Below are 21,953 nucleotides of genomic sequence, written 5' to 3'. Positions count from 1 at the left end.
CACCTCGAATCTTTTTATTTTTGTGTTGTTTGGCATTCAATTGCCGGATGAAACTTAATCTTCAAACCATCACTGATCTCCCTTGTGGGAGCTGGCTTGCCTGCGATGGCGGTGTGTCAGTCACCGAAAATGTTGGTGATCTGCCGCTATCGCAGGCAAGCCAGCTCCCACATGGGAACGGTGTGAAACAGTCAGTTGGTACGGGCCCCCTGATTAATCCAGGTGCCGATCAAATCCCGTTCCTGCTGGGTCATCTGGGTAATGTTGCCCAGCGGCATGATCTGGCTGGCCACGGCCTGCGCTTGAATCCGCGCCGCCTGCTGCTGGATCTGTGCCGGTGTGTCGAACATCACCCCAGCCGGTGCCGTACTGAACAGCGGGCTGGTGGGCTTGGCCGAATGGCACACGGTGCAGCGTTGCTCGATCACGTGGTGCACCTGGCCGAAGTCCGTGGTGGCCTGGGCCGGTGCCGGTTCAGCGGCGGGTGCGGCAGGCGCGGCCGGTTTCAAGCCACCGCCCAGTGCGGTTTCTGGCAGGGGTTGGTACTCGATGGCAGCCGGTGCCTTGGCAATCGGTTCAGCCGGCTTGGGCCCGGTCACGTAGGCCAGGCTGATCATCGCCAAGGCGCCTACGGGCAAGGTCCACGCATACTTCTGGCTGTCATGCCGGGTGTTGAAGTAATGGCGCACCAACACTGCTGCCACCGCGATACCGGCCAGGATCAGCCAGTTGTATTGGCTGCCATAGGTGCTCGGGAAGTGGTTGCTGATCATGATGAACAGCACCGGCAAGGTGAAGTAGTTGTTGTGGCGTGAGCGCAGCAGACCTTTGGCCGGCAGCGCCGGGTCGGGCGTGCGATTCTCGGCGATGGCCGCCACCAGCGCGCGTTGGGCCGGCATGATGATGCGAAACACGTTACCCACCATGATCGTGCCGATCACCGCACCCACGTGCAGGTAGGCACCGCGGCCGCTGAACACCTTGCTGAAGCCGTAAGCCGCCGCAATCAACAGCACGAACAGGATCAAGCCGAGCAGGGCAGGGCGTTTGCCCAGGGCCGAGTCGCAGAGGAAGGAGTAGATGAACCAGCCGGCGAACAGTGAACCGATGCCCAGCAACACGCCTTCGGTGCCGCTGAGGCTGCTGCCGGGGGCGAGCAGGTACAGCGTCGGGTTGAGGTAGAACACCACGCACAGCAGCGCGACGCCCGACATCCAGGTGAAATAGGCTTCCCATTTGAACCAGTGCAGGTTGTCCGGCATGGTCGGCGGGGCCAGTTTGTATTTTTCCAGGTGGTAGATACCGCCACCGTGGATCGCCCACAAGTCACCGGCCAGGCCGTTCTTGGGGTTGACGCGATTAAGGTTGTTTTCCAGCCAGACGAAGTAGAAAGAAGCGCCGATCCAGGCGACGCCAGTGATCATGTGAACCCAGCGCACGCTCAGGTTCAGCCATTCCAACAGATGTGCTTCCACAGTCTTTACCTCTCGCCTGTCACCCTTGTTGTCGGGTGATCAGACCTTCTCTTATTGGTGGGGGGCGAGGATCAAACGCTCATCCTCTTTGAAAAAATGCTCATCGCAGTTATTGCCTGTGCCACTGCGATCAACCACCAGGAAGTCATCCCGCTTTTCGATCGTCAGCACCGGGTGGTGCCAGACGCCGCGATGGTAATTAATGCCCTGCCTGCCGTTGGTGACGAAGGCGCGGACCAAGCCCGATACAGGTTCATCGCCAAGTGGCGCGACCACGATCAGAAAGGGGTTGCCGAGCAGCGGAATGAAAGCCTGGCTGCCCAGCGGGTGTCTCTCCAGCATGCACACGGTCAGCGGCATGTCCTGAGCGTCGGCGCGGAAGATGCTGATGATAGCGTGGTCTTCCGGCTTCGCGGTTTCGACCGTGGCCAGTTTGTGAAAGCGCATGGTCGACCCGTTGTTGATCATGAAGTGATCGCTGCCGTCGGTTTCGATAACGTCTCCGAAGGGGGCGAAGGCTTCTTTGGTCAGGGGTTCGATCATCAGTGTGCGCATGGCTGTCTTCTTGTCTTGTCTATAGATCGTTCCCACGCTCTGCGTGGGAACGCTGCCCTGGACGCTCTGCGTCCGCTGTGTGACGCGGAGCGTCACGGGGTGCATCCCCACGCAGAGCGTGGGGACGATCGGGTGTTATTTGGCGACCTTGCCCAGGACGCGCAGGCGACTCACACCACCATCCGGGAACACGTTCAAGCGGATGTGGGTAATCGGCCCCAGCGCCTTGATCTGCTCGGCGAAGGTGTGTTCGGCGTGCATTTCCAGCTTCTGCGCCGGCAGCAGTTCGCGCCAGAACAGCGACTGGGTTTCGATCTGGCTGTCGGTGCCGCCTTTCACGAAGGCGCCCTGGATCGAGCAGGTGTCCGGGTAGTTGCCCTTGAAGTGCAGGGTGTCCACCACGATTTTCTCGATCTCGCCCGGGTGGCCCAGGGCGACGATCACCCAGTCATTGCCTGGCGTGCGACGACGTGCGGTTTCCCAGCCATCGCCCATGTTGATGCCGCGGCCCGGGTTGAGGATGTTGCTCATGCGGCCGAAGTGTTCGTCGGAACAGGCCAGGGCACGACCGCCATTGAGCGCGGCAGCCAGGTCGACCTGTTCGTTGTCGCCCACCGAAGACCAGTCGCGGAACGGCACGCCGTACACACGCAGACGGGCCACGCCGCCATCCGGGTAGATGTTGAAGCGCAGGTGGCTGAACGCTTGGTCGTTGTTGATCTCGTGGTAGTGGTGGCTGTTGCCTTGCAGCTCGACGGCTGACAGCACTTCCACCCACTGGGTGTTGGCATCCGGCTCGCCCGAGGCCAGGAAGCAGGCTTCCAGGGAAGCCGACGGCGGGAAGTTGCCGGTGAAGAATGAAGTGTCGATGTCCACGCCTTTGATCGAACCCGGCACGCCCAGGCGGATCACCGCACTGTCGTAGCCTTCGAAGCGCTTGCGGCGTGACTCCCAGCCGTCCATCCACTTGCCGTTGTCATCGAAAACGCCCTCCTTCCACACGGCCGGGGTCGGCTGGAACAGGCGGTTGGCGTCAGCGAACCAGTCATCGGTCACCGAGATGATCTTGGTGCCCAGGCGGGCGTCGGCCAGGTTGACGAACTTTTCGAAAGGTACGGCGTAAGCTTTCATTCTTCTTGTCTGCCTTAGATAGAGTGGCTGGGGATGGACTGCTAGAGGGTCAGTAAGCGGAACAACGCGATCTTGTTGATCTCGTCCAGCGCGCACTTGAACTCGGTGTCTGCCGAGTTGTGGATGCGCGTTTCGAACGCGGCGAGGATCTGATGCCGGTTGCTGCCTTTTACCGCCATGATGAAGGGAAACTTGAATTTGGCTTTGTAGGCCTCATTCAGCTCGGTGAAGCGAGAAAACTCTTCGGCCGTGCATTGGTGAATACCCGCGCCCGCTTGTTCATCGGTGCTGGCTTGGGTCAGTTGGCCCTGGACGGCAGCTTTTCCGGCCAGGTCCGGGTGAGCATTGATCAGCGCCAGTTGCGAGGCGTGATCAGCACTCAACAGGATATCGCTCATGCGCTGGTGCAGGGTTTCGATCTGGTCGATCGACGCGTCCTGGCCCAGGTCGAAGGCCTTTTCGGCCACCCATGGCGAGTGTTCGTAGATATCGGCAAAGGCCTGGACGAAGGCGTCGCGGCCCAAGGTCGAAGGTTTCAGGGTCTGGAACGCAGTCATTTCGCCGCTCCCGGGAAAGGGTGGGTTTGGTGCCAGTGACGGGCGATGTCCACGCGGCGGGTGAACCACACCTGATCATGGCCTTTGACGTATTCAATGAAGCGCTTGAGCGAGGCCAGGCGTGCCGGGCGACCGATCAGGCGGCAATGCAGGCCGATCGATAGCATCTTCGGCGCTTCGGCGCCTTCTGCGTACAGCACGTCGAAGGCATCCTTGAGGTACTCGAAAAAGTCATCGCCCTTGTTGAAACCCTGCACCTGGGTGAAGCGCATGTCGTTGGTGTCCAGGGTGTAGGGGATTACCAGGTGCGGCTTGCCGTTCGGGGTGTTGGGTTCCCAGTAGGGGAGGTCGTCGTCGTAGGTGTCGCAGTCGTACAGGAAGCCGCCTTCCTCCATCACCAGGCGACGGGTGTTGGGGCCGGTGCGACCGGTGTACCAGCCCAATGGGCGTTCACCGGTAAGTTCGGTGAGGATGCGGATGGCTTCGAGCATGTGCTCGCGCTCCTGGGCCTCGTCCATGTACTGGTAGTCGATCCAGCGGTAGCCGTGGCTGCAAATCTCGTGGCCGGCGGCGACCATGGCGCGGATCACATCCGGATGCCGCTGGGCGGCCATGGCCACAGCGAAGATGGTCAGCGGGATGTCGAATTCTTTGAACAACTTGAGGATGCGCCACACACCGGCACGGCTGCCGTACTCGTACAGCGACTCCATGCTCATGTTGCGCTCGCCTTGCAGTGGTTGCGCCGAGACCATTTCCGAGAGGAAGGCTTCGGACTCTTTGTCACCGTGCAAAATGTTGCGCTCGCCGCCTTCTTCGTAGTTGAGTACGAACGACAGCGCAATGCGTGCCTTGCCCGGCCAGTGGGGGTGAGGAGGGTTACTGCCGTAACCGATCAGGTCGCGTGGGTAGTCAGCGCTCACTGCAGTCTTCCTTCTTGTTCGTGGTAGCAGGTGTGTGTGGCGTCCGGGCAGTGGAATGACTGAGTGGCGTCACAGCGATGAGTGATTGTATACAACTTATTGCAAACTTTGTAAGCCTGCATTTCTGCATTTTTTCTGAACGGGCTCTCTACGGGTCTCTGCAAGAAACTTGCCTGAGTGGTCAGGTTAAGATCAAAAAGCCCACTGTAGGAGCGAGCTTGCTCGCGAATAACCTGAGGGCGCCACTTTTCATCCTGAGAGCCCGCGTTATCGTTGGCGTTTTTCGCGAGCAAGCTCGCTCCTACAGGGGATTGAAGCGCTGTGAAATTTATTGTGTACAATTTTCTTTGAAAATGTCTTAATCAGCCATCGCCGGCTTTTTCACTGCCCTGAAAGAGTGCGGGTTTCTCTATGACTGACTTCGGGAGGCGCATAAAAGCCATGGGACGTTTGACCACACACGTTTTGGACGCCGCGCACGGTTGCCCCGGCAGCGCAATCAAGGTTGAGCTGTACCGCGTCGAAGGTGCGCAGCTTGAGCTGGTCGCTACCGCCACCACCAACAGCGACGGCCGCTGCGATGCGCCGCTGTTGCAAGGCGACGATTACCGCAGCGGTGTCTACCAGCTGCAATTCAACGCCGGCGATTACTACCGCGCCCGTGGCGTGCAGCTGCCGGAGCCGGCTTTCCTGGATGTAGTGGTGCTACGCTTTGGCATCAGCGCCGAGCAAGAGCATTACCATGTACCCCTGTTGATTTCGCCTTACAGCTATTCCACCTATCGCGGTAGCTGAGTCGTCACCTCGCTTCATACCCCCAAATGCTCTTCGTTGGTTTCGCCCGCGCACACTGCGGGCTTTTTTTCGCCCGTGGTGTGTTCAATTATCTAACGCCTTTTGAGCCGCGACGCTGCCTAGGCTGGTGTTTGTCCTTCCATCAAGAAGAAAGCACCATGACTTCAGCCATCGGCAACATCTATTCAGATGATCCGGATATCACTGCCGAACGCGTGCAGCAGATGCGCGATCAACTGACTCGGCGCATCAACACTCATCCCCAGCCCGGCCGCCTGATCAACCAGCTCGCGGAGGCCGACCGGCGGTGTTTCCAGTCGACCAGAGTGCTCGCCCGCTTGATAGGTCATGCGCCCCGGGTTCTGGGAGTGATTCGTGCCGCGCTGCGCAAGGAATTTGAAATTGACCCCGACAGCCTGCTGTTTACCCAGGCGGCATTGCCGGGAGCGGTCGCCAAAGTTGACACTTTGACCGACCGGGCGCTGCTGTCGCTGGCATTGCCTTCGGTACCGGACAACCTCAATCAATTTACCTCCTTGAGTGTCAAAGGCGATCCAAACCGTCGGCTGCCGTATACGCCTTTGCAGGTGTTGCGACGCATGATCGCGATGAACCTGCTGGAGCGGCTGCCTCAAGCGGTAACGGAATATTGGCAGGCCTTGGCGCATGGATCGTGGCACACACGTCAGGAGTGCTGGGCTGAATCATACGCCGCAGCTTTTGCCGAGCAGGCTTTCATGGCACGGCAACTGGATGAGATTTCCATTGCGGGAATGACCCTGGTCCAGCAACTGGTGGATGCCCCCGACACCGAGGCGCGCCAGCGCGCCGGGGGCAGTTGGGCCAGCGTGCGGGTAAGCCAATTGATGTGGCCAGGCTTGCCTGCAGTCGCGATTCCCGGGGCACTGCATATTTATCGAGACGGCGACCCCGAGGGTGCGCCGCATGTGATTTACCTGCCGGGCGTGGCCCGCCATTTTTACGAGTACCCGTCGTTCTTCTCGCTTCAATGCGGCCTGTTGGCGTTGACCAGTCAGACGCTGTTCGATGAACTCTGGCAATGCTTGCCACTAAAGCGTCGTCACCAATTATGCCGACCCGATCACCTGAGCCCAGCCTCCGTTGTCGTGCGTGGCGCGGCGGTGACGGAGGATGCGTTGGCTCTGAGCGCCCGGGCGTTGCTGGATGGCCAGTGGGCGAATGAGTTGGCCTGCGCGCTGGCGATCAATCACGCGCATGTGTTCGCTGCAAGCAGGCCGCGGCCTGAAACGTTGTCGGCCACGGCCTTTCTCCGTTCGATCGAGCAAGCTCGCAAACGGCTGGCAGGTAGCGCCCGGCTGCACAACGTGTGCGACCAATTACTTGCCTGGGACCGGCAACGACGGCAGCCGGAAATCCTGTTTGCCAGTGCGACGCCAGAGCTGGCCCGGCTTACGGCAGAGCAACAGGTCAAACGCTATGAAAAAGGCCTGGTTGCGTTGCTCAACCAGGATGATCTGAGTGCGCAGAGCGCGGCGTTCGAACAGGTGTTGGCGCTCGAGCGTCAGCGCAAGGAGCACACGCAGGTGCTGAGCGCACAGATCAAGGATGCGCAGCATCAACTGTTCGATTTGCCGTTCTGGCTTGCGCGCCCTGGGGGAGGGCGCAGGCGTGCTGCACTGTTTTTGCGCGCCCAGGTCGAAGCATTGCGCTGTGAGGTTGAGTTGCAACACCAGCTCAAGCTCATATCCACGGCGCATCGTGACGTGATTAGCGAAGTGCTGGACCAGCCTGCAGCGCGCAAACGCCCTGGCAGTCAAACCCAGGTGCTGTCGGTCTCGGTGGGCAGCGCGCCGGATGCCTTCTATCCGCTGCATAACCTGTGGGTGGTGACGCGAGTGACCGCGCTGAAAAAACCGGCAGGCGCAATTCCGGTGGTGCTGTATGCGTTTGGAGACTATGGCGGGCTTATGGCTTTTTCCGGCCTGGAGGCGCTGACGCAGGGGCTCAAAGCGACACTGGGCAGCAGTGACTATTCCAGGTTATGGGGTTGTGTCGAACGGGATAAGCTCCACGACTTGCGCGCCCATGCGGTGCGCAACACGCTGGCTGTGCGTTACGAGCCTGTCGACATCAGCCCCACGGGTCTCTCGCTGAAAAACCTGGTGATGTACTACGCAGGGTTGAGCAAACGCATCGGTGGCATGGCGAGGCTTTTCGGCGAGGTGAAGGATGCGATGGTCAGCCGCTTGTTGTGGGTGGTCGAGCTGCACCAACATCTGGCGTTTCCTCCCAACCATGCCTTGAGCCAGGCGTTGGCCAATGTGGACGTGCTGCGTAAAGTTGCGCTTGAGATGAAAGAATCTCCACCGTGGCTGGCCAGCGCAACGCGTACCCAGCTCAAACAATTCCAACGCCTCAAGCGCAGGTACCTGGGCAGTGCCGCTGCCGCTGAAAGCGGGCTCGTGCAGATCCTGCCTGACCTGGACACCTTCGCCCGCAGTGCATTGATCGCTCGTTTGACTGAAGACGGTTTTTACCCGGAACTGGACATCGACAAGCCGTTGATCGACTTGCCGGATGACACCTACAGCAGTTTTTGTGGCCACGAAAGCCGCTGCACGCCGGGCGATCGCAAAGTCATCGTGACACCCAGCCTCAAACGCCACACGTTCAGCATGCTGCAACTGGCGTTGCATAACCTTGACTCGCAAGCACCCTGGACACGCCCGCGATTGACACGCGGCCGCTATCTGCAACCGCAGTGGCGCCAGCGACTGAACGCCGATTATCTGATCAACACCGTGTCTTCGCTGGATATCGGCGGTCATTACGCGATACGGGCCCACCGTGCATTTTACCCTGCGGGGGCGAGCGGTCAGAGGGAAGAACGTATCCCTGTGCTGATAAATCGCACGTTGCGGGACTGCGCGCAGATGCAGCTTTTTTCAGCGGCCGCCCAGGGTTTGAGCGCCCAGGCGCAGAGCCTGTTCAAGGTTGCAATGGCAGCCCGCACGGCTGAAGACCTGTTAAAGAACGGGAATCGGCTGACGCTCAGTGTGGTTCATTTGGTAGGACACACGATGCTGCATGATCGTTACATCGCAGGCATTGTGGTGATGGCGGACCAGGCCAGCGGACGCTGCGTGGTTTACTGGCCGGCCGCGCCCCAAGCCTTGGTCATCAGCGAATACACCAGTGTGGGAGTAGCCCTGGCGGCGCTCAATCGTATGGCTGCAGAGCCCGATTACGTTAAGGTTCTGGCGCGACAGGTTGCACCGGGTTGGGCATTCGAGGCCATCGCCCATAACGTCGATGCAACAAACAAGACCAGCTCGATTTATGACGTGGACCCTATCCTCGCCGGTTTTTCATTCTTCGAAGGTGTGTGGAGGAGCTATGAGTTTTTCCGCTCATTCAAAATCACGCACCTTGAGCCTACGCCAGCGGTCAATGAAATCGAAGAGCTGATCCACGAGCAGATTGCCAGTGCACCGTCGAACTGGTTGGCGGTGGTGCCCACCACCTACCGTGACGCCAGGGCACTGCTGTACGCGGCCAGCTCGCTGGAGCTGCAAGGGCGGGTTCAAGCCGTCAGTAACTCCAGCTGGATGTTGGCGACTTATCGGGTTCAACGTCTTGAAGAGCAGAGCGAGGCCACCCGGCGCGGGTTGCTGGGTATTTTGATTCCGTTATTCGGTAAGGCTAACGACTTCCATGATTTGCTGTTGGCTGCCCGACGCTATCATCGCTTTGGCGACCCTAACGATGCCGTGGATGTGGCGTTCATGACCCTGTTTCTGGCGGTCGAACTGGCGACAGACTTTGCGCCTGTTCCCAAAGTGAAGGGCGGTAAGGTCATAGGTATGCGTTCGCCGATGAAGGTTCTGAGTCGTATCCGTCGCTTGCCGATGGCAATACGTAGTCATTTGCCCAGCGCGTCTTCGTCGCTGGTGACGCAATCGAAGCTCTTGGACCGTTTCAGAATCAAGGGTAAGCCCGAGGGCGCCGTAGCGTTGAAAGGGCCGGGCAGGCAAGGCGTGCATGTCAAGAACGGCGAGCAGTTCATAGCGGACGATACGCACCATTACCCGGTTTACCAGCGCGAAAGTGAAGAGGTATTTCGCCTGCGAAATAGCCGGGAACCGGGACTGGATGAGTTGGTCATCAACATTCAAGAGCCTAAAGAGTGGTTGTTGGGCATGAATGCGCCACAACCTGGGCCCAGCTCCGGGGTGCATAACCCATGGCCCGTTTCCCCATTGCCGGATTGGCAACCCCCTCGTACGCGCACGGCTACCGAGAATCGGATTGTGCAGTCACGTACAACGGATACTCAGTGGCTGAGTTGGCGTGTTCAAGTCCAACCCAGTCAAATTGTAGACTTTCCGGCGGCTGGCGTGTTTGAGGTAGGCGTGGGTCCCAGAGGTTCTGAGCTCAATGCCAGGTTTTTACGCGTGGCTCCTCCTTATACCGCCATCCAGGATCCGAGCAGCGGTTTCTACCGGATGCTCCCGCAGGGTGATCGTGCACCGTTGAACGGCCTGGTGTTTATCACCCGAAATGAGCCACCGGGGCGATCCGCGCTAACCGATATCATGCGCTGGACAAGCACTGATATTCGCGACCAGCCTATTCCCGTATCACGCCTGCCTTCAGGTGGATGGCAAAATCATCCGGCACTGTTCGACAGGCCGTTGAGGCAGTATGTGACCATGGCCTTTCCCACCCTGACGAATGACGCTCGAACGTTTGCCGTCATAAGGTTGGTTGAATTGTCAGGTCCTTCCCGGGCTGCCACGGCAAGCCATTTGCTCGACATCCGCGCGACGCTGGACGAATGGCTACCCGCGCCTCCTGCGAGGAGCGGTCAAACGGATGATTTACTGCGGATGTTGCGACCTAATGAGCGGCGCAGCGAATATCTATACATCGGTTTTGAAGGCAAGGCGCCCGGCTTCACGCGTGTAGACTTCATACCGCCTCATCCGTTAGACCCGAGCCTGCAATATGCTGTCAGACCGGTCAGGACGCAGAGGCTTGAAGCAGAGCGCGCCGCCGTCAGAACCGTGTTGGAGCAGCAGGGTTACCGCATTGTGGACTTGTCTGTGCGACGTCCAGGGTTACCTGTTGGAGAAAACAGTATTGAATCAGTCGTGACTCATCCCCGTTCGAGCACAATTTACTACGTGGCCTACCAATGGTTTGAGACAGGGCGAATTAGCGTGAGAACGAAGCTTTCGGACAAGTGGGTTAGGGTAGCCATCAACTCCCACCCTGACTCTGCTTTACTAAGGGCGGTTGACAACGCGATGCAAGAACAACGCTTGGTGCGGATTGTGGCCGGCATTCAGTGGCCCACAAAGGGGCAGTTGGCCCCCACTGTCTATTTCGTCAAATTGAACCCTTAGCGTTGATGAGAGCCATTGCACCGGCGCCGCCAAACAGCGCAGCGCTGGTGCGGTTGAACCAGCTCTGGCCCGAACCGCTGCGCAAATACCGCGCGGCGCCATGGGCGCCCAAGCCGTAAGCCAATTTGCACAACAGGTCGAGCACCGTCCAGGTGGCGATCATGATCAACAATTGCGGTAAAAACGCCTGCTCGGCGCTGAGAAACTGCGGCAGGAAGGCCGCAAAAAACAGGATGTCCTTGGGGTTGCTGGCCCCCAGTACGAAGGCCCGGCCAAACAACGCACCAAAGCGCGGCACAGCCGGGGACGGTGGCACTTCGGCGCCTGCGCTCGGCAGGCGCGATTGCTGCCAGCTTTGCCAGGCGAGGTAGAACAGGTACAGCGCGCCGACGATCTTCAGTGCGCTGAACAATTGCTCGGATGCCAGCAACAGCGCGCCGAGGCCAAGTGCCGAGGCGCTCAGCAGACAGATCGAAGCAAATACGCCGCCCAGAAACGCCGGGTAAGAGCGGCGCAGGCCGAAGTTGAGGCTGTTGCTGATCATCAGCAATGACAGCGGGCCGGGGATCAGGATCACAACCAGCGCAGCGCCGCTGAACAACAGCCAGGTATCCAGGTTCATCTACAGTTCTCCCTTACGTGCAAAAGCCCCACCCGAAGGTGAGGCGGTTTTTCAGCCCTTCCTGAACTACAGAAAGATGAACTTGGCGATAAAGATCGCGCACAGCACCCACAGGCTGATGGAAATCTCACGGTACTTGCCGGTGCCGGCCTTCAACGCCACATAGGTGATAAAGCCCAGGGCAATCCCGTCGGCGACCGAAAATGTCAACGGCATCATGATCGCGGTCACGATGGCCGGAATGCTGTCGGTGGCTTCATCCCAATTGATATGGGCCATGCTCGCCATCATCAGCATTGCCACGTAAATCAATGCGCCCGCCGTGGCATAGGCGGGAATCATGCCGGCCAGCGGCGCGAAAAACATCGCCGCCACAAACAGCACGCCTACGGTCACGGCAGTCAAGCCGGTGCGGCCGCCGGCAGCTACACCGGCAGCGCTTTCCACATAGCTGGTCACAGGCGGCACGCCAACCATGGCGCCGAACACGCTGGAAGCACTGTCGGCCTTTAATGCACGAGACAGGTTGTCGATCTTGCCGTCTGCCTTGACCAGCCCTGCGCGTTGGGCAACGCCCATCAGTGTACCGGCAGTGTCGAACATGTGTACAAAAAGAAAGGCAAATACCACGCTTATCATGCTCACATTGAACACACCCATCACGTCCATGGCCATCCAGGTCGGTGCCAAGCTCGGTGGGGTAGAGAGAATGCCGTTGTAATGCACCAGGCCCAGGCCCCAGCCCGCCAGGGTCACGGCGATGATGCTGATCAGGATCGCGCCGAATACGCGGTGGTAACTGAGGATGGCGATCAGCAGGAAGCACACCGCCGCCAGCAGTGGGGCGGGTTCATGCAGGGAGCCGAGCTTGATCAGGGTGGCCGGGCTGTCGACGATGATGCCGGCGGTTTTCAGGCCGATCACCCCCAGGAACAGGCCCACGCCCGCGCCCATGGCATGACGCAGGCTGACCGGGATACTGTTGAGCAACCATTCGCGGATACGCGACAGCGTCAGGATCATGAACAGCACACCCGAGACAAATACCGCACCGAGGGCGGTTTCCCAGTTGTAGCCCATGGTGCCGACCACGGTGTAGGTGAAAAACGCGTTCAAGCCCATGCCCGGCGCCAGTCCCACTGGCCAGTTGGCGTACAGGCCCATCAACAGGCAGCCCAGCGCGGCGGCGATGCAGGTGGCGACGAAAGCCGCGCCGTGATCGATACCGGCATCGGCCATGATGTTGGGGTTGACGAAAATGATGTAGGCCATGGTGATAAAGGTGGTGAGGCCGGCGATCAGCTCGGTCTTCACTGTGGTGCCATGCAAGCGCAGTTTGAACAGGCGCTCCAGCCAACCGCCTCGGGGCGCGGCCAGATCCAACGTAGGGGCTTCGGTTTTACGGCTATCCACAGCGAGTACTCCTCAATCGTTTTATTGTTATTTCCAGCGCCGGTTACATGAGTGGGCAACCGCGCTTTGAGGTACTGGCGGGCTTTGTTGACCAAAAGGTCAGGAACTCGCACGAAGCGAATTATGCTTTTGTATACAAATAAAGCAAATAATGTTTTCGATTATCTTGGCGAAAAGGGATGAAAGGCCCAGGCCAAGGGATTTATTCTGCACGACGCCTTGAAACAAGCCTTCGATACCCGCACCTTGTGGGCGCAAGCATTCGGTCAGCGCGGTGAAAAGGGGAGCCCCATGTACAAGGTTTATGGCGATTACAAGTCGGGCAATTGCTACAAGGTCAAATTGATGCTCAATCTGTTGGGCATCCCGTATGAATGGATCGATATCGATATCCTCAAGGGCGATACCCAGACCCCGGCGTTCCTGGCCAAGAACCCCAATGGCAAGGTCCCGGTATTGGAGCTCGAAGATGGCACCTGCCTGTGGGAGTCCAACGCGATCCTCAACTTCCTCGCCGATGGCAGCGAATTCCTGCCGACCGAACCGCGCCTGCGCACGCAAGTCCTGCAGTGGCAATTCTTCGAGCAATACAGCCACGAGCCCTACATTGCGGTGGCGCGGTTCATTCAGTTTTACCTGAACATGCCCGAGGATCGGCTGGAAGAATACAAGACCACCCACAAAGGCGGTTACAAGGCCTTGAGGGTGATGGAGCGTCAGCTTCAAGCCACGCCTTATTTAGTGGGCGAGCAATTTTCCATTGCCGATATTGCGTTGTATGCCTACACCCATGTGGCCCATGAAGGCGGCTTTGACCTGGCGCCGTATCCGGCGGTGCAGGCGTGGTTGCAGCGCGTGGCCAGTCATCCCAAGTACGTGGCGATGCTCGACTGACTCCCTCGGTCCAATGTGGGAGCTGGCTTGCCTGCGATAGCGTCACCCTGGTGCCCCGGCTAAACCGAGGTGTCTGCATCGCAGGCAAGCCTGCTCCCACATTCAGCGCGGCGGCGTGTCAGGCAGTGCTTTGTTGAGCAGTTCAAAGCAGCGCTGCGCCGCCGGGCTCAAGCCCATCCCGCTACGGCTGATCAACCCGATCTCCCGATTCACCCCGGGATGATCGATGCTGATCCGCTTCAAACCTTCCAGGCTATCGGCCGCTGACTCCGGCAACACACTGATGCCCAGGCCCTGGCGCACCAAGGCCAATACGGTCGACATGTAGTTGGCCTCCATGCCGGCGTTCAGCGTCAACCGTGTCTCATCGAACAGCGTGTCCACTTGCTCGCGCACACTGCTGTCGCGCCCGGTCAGGATGATCGGCTGGTCCGCCAATTGTTCCAGCGTCAGTTGGCGATGGCGGGCGAGCGCATGGCCTGACGGCACAAATGCGCACAAACGATCATTAAGCACGGGCACGAAGTCCAGGCCGTGGCTCAGGCGGGCGCGCACGCCGATGCCGAAATCCACTTCGCCGTTGCGGACCTTTGCGTGAATGCGCTGGGCCACCAGGTCATGCAGGCGCACTTCGATGCCGGCGAAGCGTTCGCGAAACAGGCGCAAGGCCGGGGGCAGGGCGCCAGCGCAGACTGAGGGCAGCGCGGCGATGGTTACCACTCCACGGCGCAAGGCGGCGAGGTCGCGGGAGCCGGTGACGATGTTGTCCAGGTCCAGCAGCAGTTTTTCCATGGGCCCGCGCGCCTCCTGGCCCGCAGCGGTAATGCTCACGTGGCGCGGGCTGCGGTCGAGCAGCGCGACGCCGAGCCAGTCTTCCAGTTGTTGCACCTGCACGGTGAGGGCCGACGGCGAAAGGTGTAACTCGTTGGCCGCTTTGGTGAAACTGCCAGTGCGGGCCACCGCGAGGAACGCCTGGATGTGCTGGATCGAGTTCTTCATTTTGTTTTTCCGAACGAGCTAGGCCGAATATTCCAATTTACAAAGACTAACCCGCTTCCAATACTCCAGGGAAAACAATAACCGGCCAACCAGGCCGCCCTGGAGTAACCCATGCTCGCAACCCTGGGTGTCATCACCATCCTGTGCCTGCTCGCTGCCGTCATGAGCAAGCGCCTCTCGCCACTGGTGGCCTTGATCGCCTTGCCGATCATCGCTGCGCTGATCGGCGGCTTCGGCCTGCAAACCAGTGCCTTCATCATTACCGGTATCAAGAACGTCGCCCCTGTGGTCGGCATGTTTGTGTTCGCGATCCTGTTTTTCGGGATCATGACCGACGCGGGCATGCTCGATCCCATCATTGATCGCATCCTGCGCACGGTCGGCACGCGTCCTACACGGATTGTGGTGGGGACCGCGACCCTGGCGTTGCTGGTGCACCTGGACGGCTCTGGCGCGGTGACCTTTCTGGTGACGGTGCCGGCGATGCTGCCGCTGTATACGCGGCTGGGCATTGATAAACGCATCCTCGCCTGCGTGTGTGCGATGGCCGCCGGCGTCAACTTCCTGCCCTGGACCGGCCCGGTGCTGCGTTCGTCGGCGGCGCTGCATGTGCCAGTGGCCGACCTGTTCCAGCCACTGATCCCGGTGCAGATCGTCGGGCTGATCTTTGTTTTCGCCTGCGCCTGGTGGCTGGGCCATCGCGAAGAAAAACGCCTGGGCCTGGGCGCCGGTTCCAGCGTGGAGGCGGTGCCGCAACGAGTGCTCAGCGATGACGACATCAAGCTGCGCCGTCCACGGTTGTTCTGGGTCAACCTGGTGCTGACCGTGCTGGTGATGGTGGTGATGATCGCCGGCTGGGTCGACCCGGTGGTGATGTTCATGCTCGGCACCGTGGTTGCGTTGTGCATCAACTATCCCAACGTGGACGCCCAGCGTGCGCGCATTGACGCCCATGCGAAAACCGCCCTGACCATGGCCAGTATCCTGCTCGCCGCCGGGGTATTTACCGGCATCATGCAAGGCACCGGCATGCTCAAGGCCATCGCCGAAGTGGCGGTGGCGCAGATTCCGGCGGGCCACGGCAAGTTGATCCCGGCCGTCGTGGGCTTTTTGTCCATGCCCATGAGCATGTTGTTTGACCCCGATTCCTACTATTTCGGCGTGATGCCGGTGATCGCCGAAGTCGGCAAAGCCCTGGGCGTCGACCCGCTTCAGGTGGCCCAGGCTTCGCTGCTGGGCGTGCACACCACCGGCTTCCCGGTCAGCCCGCTGACCCCTGCGACCTTCCTGCTGGTGGGCCTGTGCAAGATCGAACTGGCCGATCACCAGCGCTTCACCATTCCTTTCCTGTTTGCCGCCTCGGTGTTGATGACCCTGACGGCGTTGCTCCTGGGAGTGATTTGACATGAACACCTTGCGCATCGGCTCCGGCGCCGGCTACTCCGGCGACCGTATAGAACCCGCCGTGGAACTGGCCAAACACGGCGACCTGGATTACCTGGTCTTCGAATGCCTGGCCGAACGCACCATCGCCCTGGCGCAACAGGCGCGTATCAGCGACCCGCAAGGCGGTTATGACCCGCTGCTGGCTGAGCGCATGCGCCGTGTCTTGCCCTTTGTGGGGCAGGGGACGGGGCGTCGACGCCTGCGCGTGATCACCAACATGGGCGCGGCCAACCCGCTGGCGGCGGTCAGTGAAGTACGGCGCATTGCTGGCGAGCTGGGCCTGGGCCTCAAGGTTGTGGCGGTGGTCGGGGATGACGTGCTGCATACCTTGTCTGCCGAGCAGTTGCTGGATAACGGCCAGACCGTAGGCGCATTGGGTGAGCGGCTGATTTCTGCCAATGCCTACCTGGGCGTGGAGGGCATTGTTCAAGCGTTGCGCGCCGACGCCGATGTGGTGATCACCGGGCGCGTGGCCGACCCTTCGCTGTTCCTGGCGCCGCAGATGTTCGAGTTCGGCTGGGCCTTCGATGATTGGCCGCGACTGGGCCGGGGCACGCTGGTGGGGCATTTGCTTGAGTGCGCGGGGCAGGTCAGTGGCGGTTATTTCGCCGATCCAGGCTTCAAGGATGTGGAGGATCTGGCGCGCCTGGGCTTTCCCCTGGCCGAGATCGACGCCGACGGCAACGCAGTGATCACCAAGGTGGCAGGCTCGGGTGGGCGGGTCAGCCGCGCGACCTGCGTCGAACAACTGATTTATGAAGTTCACGACCCGGCAGCTTATTTGACCCCGGATGTGACGGCCGACTTTTCCCTGGTGGGGTTTGTCGAGGAGGGCGTGGACCGGGTGCGTGCCCAGGGAGCCAGTGGGCGTGCCCGGCCTGATCAACTGAAGGTCAGCGTCGGTTATCTGGACGGTTGGATTGGTGAAGGGCAGATGTCCTACGGTGGTCCCGGCGCTGTCGCACGGGCCGAGTTGGCGCGGGAAGTGGTGCTCAAGCGTCTCGCGTTGATCGGGGTCAACATGCAGGACCTGCGTGCCGAGTTGATCGGCATGGATTCATTGCACGGCCCTCGCAGCAGCGTCGAGCCTTGGGAAGTGCGACTGCGGGTTGCCGCCCGGTGTGACGAGCGCAGCGACGCCGTGCGGGTCGGCAATGAAGTAGAGACCCTCTACACCAACGGCCCGGCCGGCGGCGGTGGGGCGAGCAAGAGCGTGCGTCGGGTGGTGGCGGTGGCGTCGTTGCTGTTGCCCCGTGAAGCGGTCAAACCGAGGATTGAAGAATGAAACTGCACAGGCTGGCCCATTCCCGCACCGGGGATAAGGGCGACACGTCGAACATCTCGATCATTGCCTATCGCGCCGAGGATTATCCGTTGCTGTGTGAACAGCTGACGGCTGAGCGCGTGGCCGAGTTCTTTGCCGATTTACGCGATCCCGATGCGGCACCGGTTCAGCGCCATGAGCTGCCGAACGTGCAGGCGCTGAACTTCGTCCTGCCGGGAATCCTGCGCGGCGGCGTAACCCGCTCGCTGGCCCTGGACGCCCACGGCAAGTGCCTGGGTTCGGCACTGTTGGATCTCGACCTGGCAATACCGACTTAAGAACACAGCAGAGCAAATGTGGGAGCTGGCTTGCCTGCGATGCGGGCACCGCGGTGCAGCAGATGTACGGCGGTGATGCAATCGCAGGCAAGCCAGCTCCCACATTGACCGCCGCGGGCTTCAGATCGCAGCGAAGCGCTTGTCCAGGTAGTCAATGATCACCTTGGAGTCATACATCCAGGTGGTCTGGCCGTTCTCTTCGATGCGCAGGCACGGCACTTTGATCTTGCCGCCTTGCTCCAGCAGGGTCTGGCGGTCCTGCTCGTTGTTCTTCGCGTCCTTGAGCGCCACCGGCACATTCAGGCGGTGCAGGGTGCGACGGGTCTTCACGCAGAACGGGCAGGCGTGGAACTGATACAGGGTCAGGTCCTTGGCCGCAGCATTGACCTTGGCCTGTTGTTCGGCAGGGCGTTGCTTTTTGCGTGGGCGGGTAAGAAAGTCGCCCGCGATGATGACGTGGCCGAGGCCCACTCGAAGTGCTTTGACGAACATGGCTGAAACCTCTTGCCCATGACTGAGGGGGCGCAGCTTACCTGATTTCTGCAGGCGAAAAAAAACCGGCGATGAACGCCGGTTCCTTCCTGCCCAGCCGGTTACTTGATCAGGCTGAGAAATTCGCTGCGGGTGGCCGCGTTCTCGCGGAACTCACCCAGCATCACCGAGGTGATCATCGACGAATTCTGCTTCTCCACACCGCGCATCATCATGCACATGTGCTTGGCCTCGATCACCACGGCCACGCCCAGGGCGCCTGTCACTTCCAATACGGCGTCGGCGATCTGGCGGCTGAGGTTTTCCTGGATCTGCAGGCGGCGCGCATACATGTCGACAATGCGTGCGACCTTCGACAGGCCCAGCACTTTGCCGCTCGGGATATACGCCACATGGGCCTTGCCGATAAACGGCAGCAGGTGGTGCTCGCACAACGAGTACAGCTCGATGTCCTTGACCAGCACCATTTCGCTATTGTCAGAGCTGAACAAGGCACCGTTGGTGACTTCCTCGAGTGTCTGTTCATAACCGCGGCAGAGGTACTGCATTGCCTTGGCGGCACGCTTTGGCGTGTCGAGCAGGCCCTCGCGGGACACGTCCTCGCCGAGTTGGCCGAGGATCGCGGTGTAATTCTGTTCCAGGGACATGAAACTACCTGTGGGATTTTCGCAAAGCGCAAGGTTACGGTGGCGGACACATCGCTGCAAGCCTGACGATGGCACTTGTTACTCGTCGCGCCCTTCCATCATGGTGCGCTTGAGCATCACATACACCGCGCCGGCACCGCCGTGACGAGCCTGGCAGGAGGTAAAGCCGAGCACCTGGGCATGCTGGCGCAGCCAGGTATTGACGTGACTCTTGATCATCGGGCGCTTGCCGTCCAACCGCACAGCCTTGCCATGGGTGACGCGCACACAGCGGATTTCGAATTTGGTCGCTTCGGCCAGGAAGGCCCAGAGGGTTTCCCGGGCTTTTTCCACGGTCATGCCGTGCAGGTCGAGGCTGCCTTCGAAGGGGATCTGGCCGGCCTTGAGCTTGCGCATCTGGCTTTCCTGCACGCCGTCGCGGGCCCACATCAGTTCATCTTCGGGGCCGACGTCGATCACGAACTGGTCCGATAGGCCGTCCACGGTGGTGGCATCGGTGCGCACGGTCGCGGCCTGGCGCAGCTTGGCGATCTGCGCGCGGTCAGTCTTGGGTTTGCCGGTGTCGGCGCGGTCGTGCTTGATCGGCTTGACGCCGCGCAGCTCGTTTTTGAACAGGGAAAAATCGTCGTCTTGCATGTCAGCCTCCGCGAAGGGCGGGCAGTTTACCTAAATCGCGGCGGCCAGGGCGCAGGAAACGCTATCCAAGCGCCATCAGTCGTGCTTTTTCATCAGGTGAGAGGCGATATTCAACGACAGCGGCTGGCGCATTTTCCGGCGGCTGCGACGCCACAACCACACGCCCAACCACAGCACCAGCAAGCCGATCCCCAGCAGGAGTGCCGAGCCGCCCGGGCTGGCATTCAGTTCGCCCAGGGCGGGCGAATGCCCAAACAGACCGGCGCCACCAGCGCCCGCCAACAACAAGCCTACTATCGCCAGCAACGCGGCCATGCACGCTACCAGGCGCAGACGCCAATTGCTCGGGCCCTTGGGGCGCAAGCGACGAGCATCAAAACCATCGGATATCTTCATTCCGACCTTTCCTCCAGGGTATCGGCCCTTCGACCGGAAGATACACAGGTTGTTCCGGGGGGGAGAGGTAAATGCGCCAAATGAGAGGGCTTTGCGGATGAGCGGAGCAATAAACACGCCGCTCACCGCCAGCAGCATCAGATCAAGTCTTTGGCCAGCGCCAGGGTGGCGAAGTTGTCTGCCATGATGGCCATTTCGGTTTGCTGCACATGCTCGGCGCTCAGGATACCGCCCTTGTAGGGCAGGTCGCGGGTGGCACAGGCGTCTTCCACCAGCGTGCAGCGAAAGCCCAGGTTCTTGGCCGCGCGCACGGTGGTGCTGACGCTGGAGTGGCTCATGAAACCGCAGACGATCAGGTCCAGGGAGCCGAGGTCTTGCAGGTGTTTTTCCAGGCCGGTGCCATGGAAGGCGCTGGGCAGCAGTTTGCCGATGATGGTTTCGTCACCCTCAGGCTCAAGGCCCGGAATGAATTCGCCGCGCTCGCCCTGGGGGTCAAACAGGCCGCCCACGGTGCCCAGGTGGCGCACATGCACAATCGGGCGCCCGGCACTGCGCGCTGCGGTCACAAGCTGCTTGATGTTTTCTACCGCCGCGTCCATGCCCGAGAGGGCGAGCGGGCCGCTGAGGTATTCTTTCTGGGCGTCGATGATCACCAGGGTCGCATGATTGAGGTTGGCTGCTGCGTAACCGCGACCGCTGAGTTGAAACATCGTCTTTGGAACGGACATTCTGGGGCTCCTGTGAGTGGGGCTTTTGCGACATTGTCCACTGGCTGAGCGCTTCTGTGAATCGCTACTATCGTAAGGTACGCCGTTGCTGGCGTGCAGCCATGTCAAGAGGCAGGCCTGTTTAACACAATGCGGGCAGATTCGATGAAATCCGACGTACGGCGCCAGGTTTTTCGTACATCGTCGGTACAGGTGAAGGCTGTTAGAATCGCCAGTCGTTTTTTCCAGGAGCTTGCCCCGTGATCACTTCCCGCCTGCGCACCTTGCGCGACCATATCCGTTGGGCTGTCAGCCGTTTCCATGGGGAAGACTTGTTTTTTGGCCATGGCACCGACAATGCCTGGGACGAAGCCCGGCAGTTGGTGCTGGGCGCCTTGCACCTGCCGTGGGAAATCGCCGACAGCTATTTGGATTGCAACCTGGAAGAAGAGGAAATCTCCCACGTGCAGCGCTTGCTGCATCGCCGTATCCATGAGCGAGTGCCGACGGCCTACCTGTTGAACGAAGCCTGGTTTTGCGGCATGTCGTTTATCGTCGATGAGCGCGTATTGATCCCGCGTTCACCCATAGGCGAGCTGATTGAAGACCGCTTCGAACCCTGGCTGGCCCAGCCGCCGGCACGCATCCTCGACCTGTGCACCGGCTCCGGTTGCATCGGCATCGCCTGTGCCTATGAATTCCCCGAGGCCGAAGTGGTGCTGGGAGACTTGTCCTTCGAAGCCCTGGAAGTGGCGAACCAGAACATCGAGCGCCATGGCGTCGACGAGCGGGTCTACACCGTGCAGGGCGATGGTTTTGACGGGCTACCCGGCCAGCGTTTCGACCTCATCGTGTCGAACCCGCCCTACGTGGATGCCGAAGATTTCGCCGACATGCCCGATGAATACCAGCACGAACCGGAACTGGGCCTGGCCTGCGGCGACGACGGCCTGAACCTGGTACGCCGGATGCTGGCTGAAGCTGCGGACCACCTGACCGAGAAGGGCCTGCTGATTGTCGAAGTGGGCAACAGCCAGGTGCATGTCGAGGCGCTGTACCCGGAAGTGGATTTCGCCTGGCTGGACTTCAAGCGCGGTGGGCATGGGGTGTTTATGTTGACGGCTGAGCAGTGCCGCCAACACCAGGCCGTTTTCGCTGCCCGGATATAACTGCAGAAACTCGGTCAATGTGGGAGCTGGCTTGCCTGCGATAGTGGTGGGTCAGCTTGCACTTGTGCTACTGATACATCGCTATCGCAGGCAAGCCAGCTCCC

At 60.3% G+C, this 21,953-nt stretch carries 20 protein-coding genes; 7 read left to right on the top strand and 13 right to left on the bottom strand.

The annotated features are described in order from the left end of the window. Positions 1-191: 191 nt before the first annotated feature. The 5 genes from GIV26_RS16000 to puuE form a co-directional block, all read right to left on the bottom strand. The gene (locus tag GIV26_RS16000; RefSeq protein ID WP_003192825.1) at positions 192-1,475 is read right to left on the bottom strand and encodes a urate hydroxylase PuuD; all 1,284 of its coding nucleotides are present in this window, start codon (positions 1,473-1,475) and stop codon (positions 192-194) included. Between the two features lie 51 nt (positions 1,476-1,526). Then, positions 1,527-2,030, bottom strand: coding sequence for an ureidoglycolate lyase (locus tag GIV26_RS15995; RefSeq protein ID WP_003192823.1), 504 nt, complete (start codon positions 2,028-2,030; stop codon positions 1,527-1,529). A gap of 135 nt (positions 2,031-2,165) precedes the next feature. Further along, positions 2,166-3,161 carry an allantoicase gene (gene alc, locus GIV26_RS15990; protein ID WP_017137848.1) on the bottom strand — a complete coding sequence of 332 codons (996 nt, stop codon included), beginning with the start codon at positions 3,159-3,161 and terminating at the stop codon, positions 2,166-2,168. Between the two features lie 41 nt (positions 3,162-3,202). Next, positions 3,203-3,718 carry a 2-oxo-4-hydroxy-4-carboxy-5-ureidoimidazoline decarboxylase gene (gene uraD, locus GIV26_RS15985; protein WP_236281476.1) on the bottom strand — a complete coding sequence of 172 codons (516 nt, stop codon included), beginning with the start codon at positions 3,716-3,718 and terminating at the stop codon, positions 3,203-3,205. Then, positions 3,715-4,641: an allantoinase PuuE gene (puuE, locus tag GIV26_RS15980; RefSeq protein WP_014719292.1), complete on the bottom strand. Its 927-nt coding sequence runs from the start codon at positions 4,639-4,641 to the stop codon at positions 3,715-3,717. The genes uraD and puuE overlap by 4 nt, the downstream gene beginning before the upstream one ends. 441 nt (positions 4,642-5,082) lie before the next feature. On the opposite strand from puuE, the gene uraH reads away from it, so the two are divergent. Together uraH and GIV26_RS15970 are read left to right on the top strand one after the other, a co-directional pair. Continuing rightward, positions 5,083-5,436, top strand: coding sequence for a hydroxyisourate hydrolase (gene uraH / locus GIV26_RS15975; RefSeq protein ID WP_034126134.1), 354 nt, complete (start codon positions 5,083-5,085; stop codon positions 5,434-5,436). Between the two features lie 158 nt (positions 5,437-5,594). Beyond that, positions 5,595-10,826, top strand: a complete 5,232-nt coding sequence (locus tag GIV26_RS15970; RefSeq protein ID WP_236281474.1) for a dermonecrotic toxin domain-containing protein — start codon at positions 5,595-5,597, stop codon at positions 10,824-10,826. Here the strand turns inward: GIV26_RS15970 and GIV26_RS15965 are convergent. Then, a complete protein-coding gene (locus GIV26_RS15965; protein ID WP_072448024.1) occupies positions 10,810-11,448 on the bottom strand; it encodes a LysE family translocator in 639 nt (212 codons plus the stop codon). The two genes, GIV26_RS15970 and GIV26_RS15965, sit on opposite strands and share 17 nt — an antisense overlap. A 66-nt stretch (positions 11,449-11,514) precedes the next feature. Further along, a complete protein-coding gene (locus GIV26_RS15960) occupies positions 11,515-12,861 on the bottom strand; it encodes an NCS2 family permease (RefSeq protein WP_034126137.1) in 1,347 nt (448 codons plus the stop codon). Positions 12,862-13,152: 291 nt separating this feature from the next. On the opposite strand from GIV26_RS15960, the gene GIV26_RS15955 reads away from it, so the two are divergent. Beyond that, positions 13,153-13,755, top strand: coding sequence for a glutathione S-transferase family protein (locus tag GIV26_RS15955; protein ID WP_034126138.1), 603 nt, complete (start codon positions 13,153-13,155; stop codon positions 13,753-13,755). A 102-nt stretch (positions 13,756-13,857) separates the two neighbouring features. On the opposite strand, the gene GIV26_RS15950 is transcribed toward GIV26_RS15955, so the two are convergent. Then, a complete protein-coding gene (locus tag GIV26_RS15950) occupies positions 13,858-14,754 on the bottom strand; it encodes a LysR family transcriptional regulator (RefSeq protein ID WP_105227523.1) in 897 nt (298 codons plus the stop codon). 111 nt (positions 14,755-14,865) lie between these two features. Between GIV26_RS15950 and GIV26_RS15945 the strand changes: the two genes are divergently transcribed. The 3 genes from GIV26_RS15945 to GIV26_RS15935 are packed head-to-tail and all read left to right on the top strand — an operon-like array spanning position 14,866 to position 17,802. After that, positions 14,866-16,158 (top strand): CitMHS family transporter, encoded by a 1,293-nt coding sequence (locus GIV26_RS15945; RefSeq protein WP_034126140.1) that lies wholly within the window; start codon positions 14,866-14,868, stop codon positions 16,156-16,158. Between the two features lies 1 nt (position 16,159). Then, the gene (locus GIV26_RS15940) at positions 16,160-17,485 is read left to right on the top strand and encodes an acyclic terpene utilization AtuA family protein (protein WP_236281472.1); all 1,326 of its coding nucleotides are present in this window, start codon (positions 16,160-16,162) and stop codon (positions 17,483-17,485) included. Next, complete coding sequence (locus GIV26_RS15935) at positions 17,482-17,802, top strand: AtuA-related protein (protein ID WP_034126142.1); 321 nt, start codon at positions 17,482-17,484, stop codon at positions 17,800-17,802. Before GIV26_RS15940 ends, GIV26_RS15935 begins: the two co-directional genes overlap by 4 nt. 120 nt (positions 17,803-17,922) lie before the next feature. On the opposite strand, the gene GIV26_RS15930 is transcribed toward GIV26_RS15935, so the two are convergent. The 5 genes from GIV26_RS15930 to GIV26_RS15910 all read right to left on the bottom strand — a co-directional run bounded on the left by GIV26_RS15930 (position 17,923) and on the right by GIV26_RS15910 (position 20,701). After that, entirely contained in the window at positions 17,923-18,294 is a 372-nt protein-coding gene (locus tag GIV26_RS15930; protein WP_020302241.1) for a glutathione S-transferase N-terminal domain-containing protein, read from the bottom strand. A 101-nt stretch (positions 18,295-18,395) separates the two neighbouring features. Then, the gene (folE, locus tag GIV26_RS15925; protein ID WP_014719282.1) at positions 18,396-18,941 is read right to left on the bottom strand and encodes a GTP cyclohydrolase I FolE; all 546 of its coding nucleotides are present in this window, start codon (positions 18,939-18,941) and stop codon (positions 18,396-18,398) included. A 78-nt stretch (positions 18,942-19,019) separates the two neighbouring features. Further along, on the bottom strand, positions 19,020-19,577 hold the full coding sequence (locus GIV26_RS15920; RefSeq protein WP_003192796.1) for a Smr/MutS family protein: 558 nt from the start codon (positions 19,575-19,577) through the stop codon (positions 19,020-19,022). Between the two features lie 75 nt (positions 19,578-19,652). Continuing rightward, positions 19,653-19,973: a hypothetical protein gene (locus GIV26_RS15915; RefSeq protein WP_014719281.1), complete on the bottom strand. Its 321-nt coding sequence runs from the start codon at positions 19,971-19,973 to the stop codon at positions 19,653-19,655. A gap of 137 nt (positions 19,974-20,110) precedes the next feature. Beyond that, the gene (locus GIV26_RS15910) at positions 20,111-20,701 is read right to left on the bottom strand and encodes a cysteine hydrolase family protein (protein ID WP_014719280.1); all 591 of its coding nucleotides are present in this window, start codon (positions 20,699-20,701) and stop codon (positions 20,111-20,113) included. A gap of 239 nt (positions 20,702-20,940) precedes the next feature. On the opposite strand from GIV26_RS15910, the gene prmB reads away from it, so the two are divergent. Continuing rightward, positions 20,941-21,849 (top strand): 50S ribosomal protein L3 N(5)-glutamine methyltransferase, encoded by a 909-nt coding sequence (gene prmB / locus GIV26_RS15905; RefSeq protein ID WP_057709807.1) that lies wholly within the window; start codon positions 20,941-20,943, stop codon positions 21,847-21,849. Positions 21,850-21,953: the final 104 nt, after the last annotated feature.

The organism is Pseudomonas sp. PA-1-3F, assembly GCF_021609665.1.
Classification (GTDB): domain Bacteria; phylum Pseudomonadota; class Gammaproteobacteria; order Pseudomonadales; family Pseudomonadaceae; genus Aquipseudomonas; species Aquipseudomonas paracarnis.
Note: the sequence above shows the minus strand (reverse complement) of the source record. Positions and strands in the feature narration are given on the sequence as shown.